The 350-nt window shown below is 72.9% G+C and carries 1 pseudogene; it reads right to left on the bottom strand.

The window, feature by feature from the left end:
• Nucleotides 1-350, bottom strand: a pseudogene (locus KMS84_RS39490) (hypothetical protein); the annotation flags it as partial.

The raw sequence follows: 350 nt of genomic DNA, 5'->3' as shown, positions 1-350 counted from the left end.
AGACCACCCGCCACCACCACCGACGCCAGCAGCAACGCCCCGCCCAGCGGCACCCACGCCAACAACACCCCCGCAAGACCCGACCGCACCGCCTCCTGCGACCCCGGCTTCAACACCACCGGATACCGTCCCCCCACCCGCACCGCCACCGAATCCTCGATCACCACCCGGGCCCGAGCCGTCGACCCCGCCGACACCGGCGCATACCGCCCCGCACACCACCCCTCGTCACACCGCGCCACCACCACCGTGCCCTGCTCCCGGCCCTTCGTCAGCATCACGTGCTGCGCCATGCCCCACGAACCCCACACCCCCGCCAGCAGGATCAGCACCGCCACCCCGCCCATCAC

The organism is Streptomyces hilarionis (genome assembly GCF_024539675.1).
Lineage (GTDB): Bacteria > Actinomycetota > Actinomycetes > Streptomycetales > Streptomycetaceae > Streptomyces > Streptomyces hilarionis.
This window is presented reverse-complemented; position numbering and strand designations above follow the sequence as displayed.